10 protein-coding genes are annotated in these 10893 nt (G+C 47.3%); 3 read left to right on the top strand and 7 right to left on the bottom strand.

Annotation, left to right across the window (positions count from 1 at the left end; all coding sequences use genetic code 11):
- Positions 1-71: 71 nt before the first annotated feature.
- From IH879_12300 to IH879_12280, 5 genes are all read right to left on the bottom strand, one after another.
- Positions 72-827 (bottom strand): enoyl-CoA hydratase/isomerase family protein, encoded by a 756-nt coding sequence (locus IH879_12300; GenBank protein ID MCH7675719.1) that lies wholly within the window; start codon positions 825-827, stop codon positions 72-74.
- Between the two features lie 330 nt (positions 828-1157).
- Positions 1158-1979, bottom strand: a complete 822-nt coding sequence (locus IH879_12295) for an NAD(P)-dependent oxidoreductase (GenBank protein ID MCH7675718.1) — start codon at positions 1977-1979, stop codon at positions 1158-1160.
- A 271-nt stretch (positions 1980-2250) separates the two neighbouring features.
- Positions 2251-3249, bottom strand: a complete 999-nt coding sequence (locus IH879_12290; GenBank protein MCH7675717.1) for an NADP-dependent oxidoreductase — start codon at positions 3247-3249, stop codon at positions 2251-2253.
- A gap of 261 nt (positions 3250-3510) precedes the next feature.
- Positions 3511-3924, bottom strand: a complete 414-nt coding sequence (locus IH879_12285; GenBank protein MCH7675716.1) for a PaaI family thioesterase — start codon at positions 3922-3924, stop codon at positions 3511-3513.
- 294 nt (positions 3925-4218) lie between these two features.
- A complete protein-coding gene (locus IH879_12280) occupies positions 4219-5292 on the bottom strand; it encodes a phosphotransferase family protein (protein MCH7675715.1) in 1074 nt (357 codons plus the stop codon).
- A 274-nt stretch (positions 5293-5566) separates the two neighbouring features.
- Here IH879_12280 and IH879_12275 point away from each other — a divergent pair, with 274 nt between their 5' ends.
- Positions 5567-6334 (top strand): 3-hydroxyacyl-CoA dehydrogenase, encoded by a 768-nt coding sequence (locus IH879_12275; GenBank protein ID MCH7675714.1) that lies wholly within the window; start codon positions 5567-5569, stop codon positions 6332-6334.
- Between the two features lie 405 nt (positions 6335-6739).
- Here IH879_12275 and IH879_12270 read toward each other — a convergent pair whose 3' ends face one another.
- Positions 6740-7096, bottom strand: coding sequence for a four helix bundle protein (locus IH879_12270; GenBank protein ID MCH7675713.1), 357 nt, complete (start codon positions 7094-7096; stop codon positions 6740-6742).
- 31 nt (positions 7097-7127) lie between these two features.
- A complete protein-coding gene (locus tag IH879_12265; GenBank protein ID MCH7675712.1) occupies positions 7128-8327 on the bottom strand; it encodes an acyl-CoA dehydrogenase family protein in 1200 nt (399 codons plus the stop codon).
- 331 nt (positions 8328-8658) lie between these two features.
- On the opposite strand from IH879_12265, the gene IH879_12260 reads away from it, so the two are divergent.
- Both IH879_12260 and serB read left to right on the top strand, forming a co-directional pair.
- Positions 8659-9327: a hypothetical protein gene (locus tag IH879_12260; protein ID MCH7675711.1), complete on the top strand. Its 669-nt coding sequence runs from the start codon at positions 8659-8661 to the stop codon at positions 9325-9327.
- 224 nt (positions 9328-9551) lie between these two features.
- Positions 9552-10742: a phosphoserine phosphatase SerB gene (serB, locus tag IH879_12255; GenBank protein ID MCH7675710.1), complete on the top strand. Its 1191-nt coding sequence runs from the start codon at positions 9552-9554 to the stop codon at positions 10740-10742.
- The last annotated feature ends 151 nt before the right edge of the window (positions 10743-10893 follow it).

Genomic DNA, 10893 nt, shown 5'->3' with positions numbered 1-10893 from the left:
TCTTTGTGTCCTGTTTTGCAGAAGTCTATAGAAATTGAATTAAGATTCAGCACTGTATTCGGATTCAATACTTATTTAGCAAAAAAAGCAGCCAGTGCCTGGCGGTGCTCTTCTGATTTCAAGGCCTGAGCAAAAAGCTTCAATTCCGTCTCAATAACCTGGTCGAGCTTGTCAGGATTGCTGGAGGACTTGATCAGCGCTTTGACATCCCGCAAAGTTTTGGGCGGTAGCGCAACCAATTCCTGGCATTTCTGCATGGCTTTTGCATCGACTTCTGTGTCTTTGCAGACGGTGCTGGCAAGGCCAAATTGTTCGGCTTTTTCGATACCAAAAGACTCCCCGAGGAGAAGCACCTGGCTGGCCGGCACACGTCCGGCAATCGCCGGCAAAATGTAGGTACTGCCAAACTCCGGCACCACGCCTATCTTCGTAAAAGGTAGTGCAAAAATAGTGGACTTTCCGGCTACGACTACATCGCAGTGCAGCAGCAGCGTCGCTCCAATGCCAACTGCGGTTCCTTTGACCGCAGCCACCACCGGTTTCTCAAAATCAAGCAGAAGCTTCATAAATCGGATAGAAGGCAGGTCGCGCAATTCAACGCTTCCCTGATTGACGGCAGCAAAATCTTTCAGGTCATTCCCGGCACAAAAGGAATCGCCGGCAGCGTTGATCAAAACAGCCCGCACGGCGTCATCTTTGGCCGCCTCCACCAGGCCGTCGCCAAGCATTTCATACATCTCCATACTTAAGGCGTTTTTTTTCTCCGGGCGATTCAGTGTCATGCTGAGTATGCCCGCTGTTTTTTCAATTAAAACTGGCTTTTTCAAGTTAGACTTCTCCTTTCGTTTTTTTCGTATGATTCTTTAGTACCTCAAGAGTAAAGTATTTGCCAGAACAGCAAAAAACCTCAGGCAAAGCATGTCCTGGGTAAGGCCGAAGGGACGCGAAGACTCAAAGATAACGCAAAGAGAAATACATGGAAAAAAACGAATTAATTCGGCGATTTGCCAAGTTTCATTTCTGTGGACGATTTTTAAGAACATAGTTTAGAATGCGAAAGCCTTTACGAAAAAACTCTGCGATGTCTTTGCGTCTCTGCGCCTTTTGCGTGCGCTTTACCTTTTGGGTCCCGGCTTCGCAGGGCCAAACGTTAAATGTTAGATAAAAAAGTCGGGCATTAGCTCTGAATCCGCAACGTCGGCATACTTGCTGAAATCCGAAACGCCTTCTTCCCGCAGGACGTCTTCATCGATAAAGAAAGTGCCAGTACACTGCCGGCTATCGCGCATGAAAATCGCATGCGCCGCATCGGCCATGATTTCGGGTTTGCGGCATCTCCTGTAGGCTTCCTCACCGCCAAGCAAATTCATGATTGCGGCGGTTTGTATCGCTGTTTTCGGCCAAATTGCGTTAAAGGCGACGCCTTCCTCTTTGAATTCACCGGCCATGCCAAGCACGCACATGCTCATACCATACTTAGCCATTGTGTAAGCCACGTGCGGCGCGAACCAGCGGGTTTCCATATTCAGTGGCGGCGAAATGTTGAGAACGTGCGGATTTTCCGCCTTTAGCAAGTGCGGCAAACAGGCTCTGGAAACCAAATAGGTGCCGCGGGCGTTGACGCCCTGCATGAGATCGTAATGCTTCATTCCAGTCTTGAGTGTTCCGGTCGGCACAATAGCACTGGCATTGTTGATCAGAATGTCAATTCCGCCAAAGGTTTTCACTGTTTCTTCCACAGCCGCATCGACCTGCTCCTCAAAGCGAATATCCACGACCACGGCCAGGGCGTTGCCACCCGCAGCTTTCATTTCTTCGGCGGCGGTGTAAATGGTCCCCGGCAGCCTGGGGTGCGGCTCGGCTGTTTTGGCAGCAATCACGATGTTGGCGCCATCACGCGCGAGCCGCAGCCCGATCTCCTTGCCAATGCCGCGGCTGGCGCCAGTAATAAAGATGGTTTTTCCACTCAGGTCAGTCATGTTTCACCTCGATTTTAAAAAGTATTACCTGTGAACTTTTTCTTTTTTATGTAAAAAGTAAATCCAATGATGCGAAGCAAATGTCAATAACGTCATTAAGTCAATGTAGGTCATTGGCTTTCGACGTCATTATTTAGAACAGCGAATAAGAACCCCTTTAAATGACAGCGAAGCATAATGACTGCTTGTGATTTGCGGCTTCGCCGGCCAAGGAAATCCAGATTAGTCAAATCCACTAAGCTTATAGCGGGCTCAGTCACGGCTGCGAATCCTATGCGGCTTTAATCATCAACTTACCAAAATTTTCACCGGAGAAAAGCATCAGCAAAGTTTCCGGAAAAGTCTCGATGCCTGCAACGATATGTTCTTTTGATTTGAGTTTTCCTTGTGCTAACCAGGCCGCCATTTCTTTTGCGGCTTCTTTGTAACGCGAGGCGAAATCAAAGACGACAAATCCCTCCATACGCGCACGATTGACCAGCAAATAGAGATAATTTTTCGGTCCATTAATCGGTGTTGTGTTATTGTACTGAGAGATGGCGCCGCAGATAGGAATGCGTGCGCCGCGGTTGATTCGGGACAAAACGGCATCCAGAATGTCGCCGCCCACGTTGTCAAAGTAAATGTCCACACCTCCGGGACACTGCTCCTTCAAGCTTTTTTGTACATCCTGTGATTTGTAGTCGATAGCCGCGTCGTAGCCAAGATCGTCGACCAATAAAGCGCACTTCTTTTCACCACCGGCAATGCCGACCACGCGACAACCTTTGATTTTAGCGATTTGGCCGACGAGTGAACCCACGGCCCCGGCGGCTCCCGACACGACCACGGTTTCGCCTTCTTTCGGCTGCCCTACTTCAAGCAGACCGAAGTAGGCCGTCATGCCCGGCATGCCGAGCGTACTCAAGTAAAGCGGCAGGGGCGCAAGACTGCTATCTACTTTAAGCACTCCTTGGCCATTGGAAATGGCGTAGCGCTGTACACCGAACATACCGGTCACGTGCTCGCCTGCTTTGAATTCAGGATGATTTGAGGTGACGACTTCGCCGACAGCGCCCGCGCGCATCACCGCGCCGATAGCAACCGGCTCAATATACGACCGGACATCATTCATCCAGCCGCGCATCGCCGGATCGAGTGAAATGTAAAGCACTTTGATCAGGAGTTCCCCGTCGCCCGGTTCAGGGACAGGCGATTCCTTGAATTGCCAATCTCTTTTTTTCGGCAAGCCAACCGGACGCGCAGCCAGTAGGTATTGTTGATTGGTCATTTTTTTTGGCCTTTCTTTTCAGGTTAAGTTCAAGTACATAAAAAGTGGACAGGATTAACAAGATAAACAGGATAAAAAAATAGAGTAATTTTAATCCCACTTTTATGGCAAAGTATAAGGTTTAGTTCGGATAGTGTCGGAGTTAAGCGAAGCGGTCTCCGACACTGCTTGGCATTCGAAGATTAACTGGATAAGTTTTATCATGTCAATCCTGTTAAACGTGAATGAAATCTTGCGAAAATATACGTTACCATTTTGGGTTTATTTTTTTGGAATTGAATATGTGCAGGTTACATGTGCAACAGGCTTATCCATACCGACAGAAAAAAGCTCGACTTCTCCAAAGACAAGCTGTTTGCCAACTTTGAGCAGCCGACATTCGGCGATGACGTCAACCGCTCCAGGTTTTCTCAAAAAATTGATATTGAGATTGGTGGTCAGCGCTTGATAAACTGTTCCGAGTGTGCCTAAAATGGCCGTGTACATGGCTGCATCCGCCAACCACATCAGTGTTGGTCCGGATATAGTGTCTCCTGAGCGCAGATGGCGTTGTTCCACCGTTAAGTACAGGCGGGCGCTCATCTCACCAACCGTTTCGATCCGAACGGGATTTTTAGCATGCAGGTTTCTTTCGTCGTAATAGCTTTGAATTTCTTCTTTGGTTAATCCGGGCATCTTATTCTCTCGATTGGAATTTCGGGATCAATGTTTGCTCAGAGTGGCTAAGTGGATATCTTAGCCACGGATTCACACTGATAAAACACGGATTTTTTGAATAAATGAACTGACAATGCTTTCATACTTAAAACTCATTTTATCCGTGTCAATCAGTGTAAATCCGTGGCTTATTTTCTCTATGATAATTTCCGAAATATTCAGAGTCCTAAAATCTCTCATTGGGTGCAACCAATTTATGAACAATGGCCAACAGCCAACTGCGAAATGCCAATAGCTGAATAGTTATTTTGTTTAAATGAGTTCATGTATACTGTCCTTGTCAACGGCGGTACCCGCCAGTGCTGCACAAGCGCGAACTCCGTCAATGAGGGTGGCAAACCGTTCATCCCGGGTGTCTCCTTTTTTGTAGCGTGCATAAATTTGCTGAACAATGACGGCCAGCTTGAAAAGGCCGAAGGCAAAATAAAAGACCGGATTGGCAACTTCGAGGCCGCTTCTTTCCTGATAGTGATCCACCAGTTGCATTCGATTCATGTTGCCGGGTAAGGCGGTCGGTCCGAAAACCAGGGGAGCGGGTTCGCCTTTCTCCGCCCAGTAGCTGAGCGTGGTGGCAAGATCCATCAACGGATCGCCAAGCGTGGCCATTTCCCAATCGAGAACGGCGACTATCTTGGTTAAATCAGCGGGGTCGAGTACGACATTGTCATACTTGTAGTCATTATGAATCAGAGAAGCGCTCACTTCGGCCGGCATATTGTCCCCGAGCCAGGCGATGACCTGGTCGAGCTCTGCAATCTCATCGGTTTGGGCGTTTCGGTAACGCTTGGTCCAGCCGTTTACCTGACGTGCGACATATCCTTCGGGCCGGCCAAGTTCTGACAAACCGGCGGCGGCGAAATCGACTCGGTGCAGCTCGACCAGGTTATCGACGAATGATTCGGACAGGCGCTTCATGAGATCCGGAGACAAATCAAGACCTTTTGGCGGCTGCTTGCGCAGGATCACGCCCTGTACCCGCTGCATCACATAAAAGGGGGCGCCGATAACCGACTCGTCTTCGCAGTAGACCAAAGGTCGCGGCACTTTTGGATAAACCTCAATTAAATTCGATAGCACGTAGTACTCGCGGCCCATATCGTGTGCGCTCTTGATATTCGCGCCAAACGGCGGCCTCCGCAAGACCAATTCTTGCTCACCGAAACGGAGCAGATAAGTCAAATTCGAAAACCCGCTGGGGAATTGCTGGATTTCGAGCTTGCCTCCCGGCTCCGGAAGCTTGTCGTTTAAATACGCTTCTAGTGGACCAAGATCGAGCTCTTCCCCTTTTCGAATAAAGATTGCCTGGTCGATGATTTCAGTGGACATGCTTTCTATTGACCTAAAATACGCGTTTGGCCATTAGCTGTTGGCCTTTGGTTTTGAATTTACGTCGTGTCCCGACTTTCTTCGGGATCACCTGTTAGGTGATTTACAATTGACCGCCGCCAACTGAAATAAAAACTTGCGCAAAGAGAAGCGGAAGGTTATATTTTTGGTAATTTTTGGTATTAAAAGGATAATAAAAAGTACTTAATGGTTTTAAAAAAATCAAATGCTTTTTTCTCATGAAACTGAGGTTTAACCAAAAGGAGAGGGACTCATGAATCTGAAGAATGCCGTGGCGATAGTTACCGGCGGCGCATCCGGGCTCGGTGAAGCCTGCGTGCGGCGCTTTGTTGAAAGTGGGGCCCAAGCCGTGATTGCAGACTTGAACGACGAGCGTGGCAGCAAGCTGGCGCAGGAGCTGGGAAGTGCTGTTTGTTTTGTCAAAACCAACGTTGCCCTGGAAGCAGATGTTCAAAACGCTGTCGACACGGCTTTGGAAAAATTTGGTTCGCTGAAGATTCTGATCAATTGTGCCGGAATCGGCATCGCAGAGAAAACCATTGGCAAAGATGGTCCCCACGCATTGGACAGTTTTAAGAAAGTCCTCGAGGTCAACCTGATCGGCACGTTCAACTGCATTCGACTCGCAGCCGCGGCAATGGGCCGGAATACACCCGATGCCGAAGGAGAGTGCGGCGTGATTGTCAACACCGCTTCAGTTGCAGCTTTTGATGGTCAAATAGGTCAGGTCGCTTATTCCGCCTCCAAGGGCGGTATTGTTGGCATGACCCTGCCAATTGCAAGGGATCTGGCCAGAATGGGAATTCGCGTGATGACGATTGCGCCCGGTTTGTTTGATACACCCTTGTTCGATGCACTTCCGGAAGAAGCCCGAGAGGCACTGGGGAAAATGGTGCCGTTCCCGCCGAGACTGGGAAATCCGCCTGAGTACGCTCAACTTGCGCAAGCGATCGTCGAGAATCCAATGTTAAATGGGGAAGTGATTCGGCTGGACGGAGCCATCCGGATGCAGCCGAAGTAGGGGTAGGGCACAGGTGCATTGGCCGCTTTAGGAAGCAAAAATTCCAATTGACCAAATCCCAAAGGCGAAGAGCGAGAAGCGTGGAGCGCTACACAAAACATGTCATATCGCTCTACGTTCATCGCTCTGTCGCTTATTGGGATTATAAAAACTTATTCCCACCGAACTGCGCCGAAGACACCGAAGGTCACCGAATTCATAGTTCGGACATCGGAGTGCCATAGACTCCGGCATGTGCTCGTGGAAATGGGCAACTGTTAATTCTCTGGTTACTGCGATTGACTTTACCGCCGTTGCCCCAAGCGGGATATTTGAAATTGGGTTCATGATGCTCTCGTATTTTAAATCACGCATTCGGGATATTTTCGTAACTATTCTGGTGTTTAGGCTGTAGGTTGTAGGCTGTTAGGTTTTGCGTAATGATCGAATCAAAGCGCCTAAGACCTTTTCAGTCTCTATGATTTTTGAATCATAGTTAGATATGTCATCATCCTTTAAATATCCCAGACGTTTGGCAAGGCTGAACTGATAATGCAATTCTCTTAACGATCCAAAAGCTATTTCAAGAAAACGAAGATATTCGTTCTGGCTTTCTCTTGCGCATCCTTCGACGATGTTGGAGGGGACCGAAACCGCTGCTCTTCTCATCTGAGAAGTTAATCCATATAACTCTTCCTTGGGAAAATCCCTGGTGACTTGATAGATTATAATTGCCACTTCGTCGGCTAACTCAAACGCTCGAAGCTTCGTATGATCTCGCATGGATTCTTCCTACAGCCTAAAAACCTACAGTCTATTTACCTGAATAATTTTTCAACAGACTCCTCGCCACCACGCTTTTATGCACCTCATCCGGACCATCGTAAATACGCGAGGCGCGTTCGTGGCGATAAAAGTAAGCCAGTATGGTATCATCGGTCATGCCAAGCGCGCCGTGCGTCTGCAAAGCCCGATCGAGTACTCTCTGCATGACGCCGGCCACATAAAATTTAATGGTTGAAATTTCCAGGCGCGCTGCGGAGCTACTCTCCCGGTCGATCTTGTCTGCCGTTTGCAGCACCATGAGCCGGGAAGCGCTAATTTCGGCATGGCTCTCGGCGATCCAGTTTTGAATCGTTTGCCTGGAACCGAGCAGTGTGCCCGGCTTAATTTCTCGGGTTGCCGCCCGCCTGCACATCATTTCAAGCGCTCGCTCCGAGATGCCGACCCAGCGCATGCAGTGATGAATCCGCCCGGGGCCAAGTCGATTTTGTGCCAGCAGAAACCCCTCGCCTTCTTTGCCGAGCAGATTTGACTGCGGGACGCGACAATTCTCAAACCGAATTTCGGCGTGACTGAAATAGCCAGTTCCCACTTCTCCCATAACCGGGATATTTCGCACAAGCGTAAACCCCGGCGTATCGAGCGGCACGATAATTTGACTTGCCCTCTTGTGCAGATGCTCTTCCCCGGGATGGGTGACCGCCATGACGATAGCGAAGTTGGCGCCATCAGCTGCTGAAGTAAACCACTTGTGTCCATTGATCACATAGTCATCGCCGTCTTTTTCAGCGCTGGTGCTCATGTAAACGGGATTGGAACCGGCATGTTCCGGTTCGGTCATTGCGAAACAACTGCGGATTTCACCGTTTATGAGCGGCTTGAGAAAACGTTCTTTTTGTTCGTCAGTAGCGTGCTCGAGCAGAATTTCAGTGTTGCCGATATCCGGGGCTTGGCAGTTAAACACGTAATGGCCGAGCGGCGTGTACGCCATCGCTTCACTCACATGTCCGAATTGGTAAAGCGACAACCCCAGACCGCCCAACTCTTTTGACAGGTGGGGCGTCCACAGACCCATCTCCTTAACCTTGTTTCTCCTTTTTTCGAGCTCCGGCAATAAGCCGTCGAAGTCGTGGTTCAGGAACATGGGTTCCAGGGGTAGAATTTCAGTTTCGATAAACGTTTTGATTTTCTCAAGAGTCGCATTTAATCCGTCATCGATTTGTGCAAACATGGCCCACTCCTCACAATTAACTTTGATGATTTAAGTGCCTATTCATGTGATTCCTAAATAACGTGCGTAATTAAGTGCTCCTGCAAAGGATCGAAAAATCTGTCTTCGAGTCTGTCATTTAGTTGTCATTAAGTCACTTATTGTCATTGGCTTAATGACACAATGACCATCATTGACTTTAATGACTGACGCAGCATTTAAAAGACAACAAATACGATTACCTGTTGAAATAATAATTAGGAATCACTGTGCTAGTTATGAAACAATGTTAGGCGTTTATCGTTAATAAGACCTAACTTCATTATCAAGAAAAATATTTGAGGAAGGCAAAGTGGATAAGAACAAACAGAATTTGTTGATAGGTGGTACACTCACCTTTATCGGTGTTTTTTATTTGCTAAGTAATCTTGATATCATACGGTTCAACGCGGAAATTTTGGTTGCTCTGGCATTCTTAGCGGTTGGAGATTTTTTATTTAAAAAATTTATTGAGACCAAAGGGGTTGGCTGGCTGATTGCCGCTTCAATTGCTAGTTTCGTAGGCGTTGTGATTTTACTTGAAAGCCTTCCTTATTTCGACGACAATTACATCGGTACTTTAGTCCTCTGGTGGATAGCTGCTCTTTTCGCTTATGGATTTTTTCGAAATACCGAAAAGTGGGGATTTCTCATTCCAGCAGGAATCTTCTTTACAATCGGAGGTATGGTTGTCCTGGAAACATTGCATTTTAATGATGATGGCATATTGGGCAGCCTCTTTTTCCTCGGCGTTGGTTTGACTTTTGGCGTGCTTTATTTATTGAGAAATGAAAAAAACAGGCTTGACTGGGCAAAAATACCGGCGCTCTGTTTGATTTCATTCTCAGCATTTATTTATGGTGTCTCTTCTCATTCAGATTTCGCAAATTTTCTTTTTCCAATTTTGTTGATAGGCCTGGGTGTTCTATTAGTCTTTCACGCAACCAGGAAAGGTACCATCGATAGCACTAGCAAAGCATAGATCCTCATGAATTTCTTTCTTCCTCCACAAGGCCCTGTAAGGATACGGGGCCTTTTTTATTCCACTGTAAGCTCAACTCGCTAACTCGTTTTCAAGTTTAACTTGGGAACTAGAATTGCTGTAAAGTTACTTTTTTAATTTTAACATCATCTAAAAAATGGGGCTTGACATTTTACAGTTTTTTTCATAAAGTTTAAGTTAAATTTAGAACTTCAAAGACTTTTATGGCTGAAAAATTCATAATCATTACGACGTTTGGCCAAAACCAACCCTACCTAATCGCCGACATTTGTAGTGTGGTAACCGATTCGCAACTGAACATCGTTGCGGTGGAGCAAAATGCCGTTCATGGTCTGTTTATCATGTTCATGGTCACAGAGACGGTTGATAAAAGTACTCCGATCGATGAGGCATATCATAAATTAAAGGAAGCGACAAAAAAGCTGCCGCTTGATGTCAATGTCGATTTGGTCGAAGCGTCGACGGCCATGAAGAAAGTCGACAAAAATTTACAGGTTTTTACGATAATCGGCAGAGACAAGGTTGGCATTCTGAAAGCGATTTCAAATGCTTTGGCCAATTTTCGTGTTAATATTGAGCGGATGCATCATCTGGCACGAGGTGAACTGGTTGCATTGGAAATACTGGTCGATGCTTCGGAGCTTAGAGATTTGGCGATTCTCAAAGATGTGATTCAGCGTACTTGCGATGATATCGGTTTTGATACTATAATCCAACCGGATACGCCCCATCGACAGCGCCGCCGCCTGGTGGTTTTTGATATGGACAGCACTATCATTGAGGGAGAGATCATCGACGAACTGGCCCATGCCGCTGAGGTTGGAGAAAAAGTTTCTGAAATCACGGATAGAGCAATGGCCGGTGAAATTGACTTTAAAGAAGCGCTGCGAACGCGAGTTGCGATGCTCAAAGGTTTGCCGGTTTCGGTTTTGACCGAAGTGGCAAACGGCATGCAACTGACCCAGGGTACCTATGAATTGCTTTCAACTTTAAAAGCAATGGGTTTCAAAATTGCTCTCATCTCCGGCGGGTTCACTTTTTTCACGGATCAGTTGAAAGAGCAACTCGGTTTTGATTATGCTTTCGCCAATGATTTGGAAATCGAAAACGGGATCCTTACAGGAAAAATAAAAGGGCGGATTATCGATCGTGAGGCCAAAGGTAAAATTGTCAAAGAAATCGCGGAGAAGGAGGGACTCACTCGCGAAGAAGTTGTTGCAGTCGGTGACGGCGCCAACGATGAAATCATGCTGAAAAATGCCGGTCTGGGCATCGCTTTCAATGCCAGCGAATTGCTAAAAAAAGTTGCCGACGGTCGTCTCTCCCATTCAAATCTACTGGGACTACTTTACTGTTTGGGAGCGACGGATAAGGCTGTTCAAACCAATTCTTAGTTGTGATTCCCAATTTTTTACCTGGGTAACGGGTTCGATAATTGTTAGGAGCAGTCATGGAATTGATTATCGCCATCTGCGCGATAGGTTTTACTGTTGGATACGGCATCGTACTCGCGTTGGAATCGAGAAAGGTAAGCCGTGGGCGTTC

Source organism: candidate division KSB1 bacterium (assembly GCA_022562085.1).
GTDB lineage: Bacteria > Zhuqueibacterota > Zhuqueibacteria > Oceanimicrobiales > Oceanimicrobiaceae > Oceanimicrobium.
This window is presented reverse-complemented; position numbering and strand designations above follow the sequence as displayed.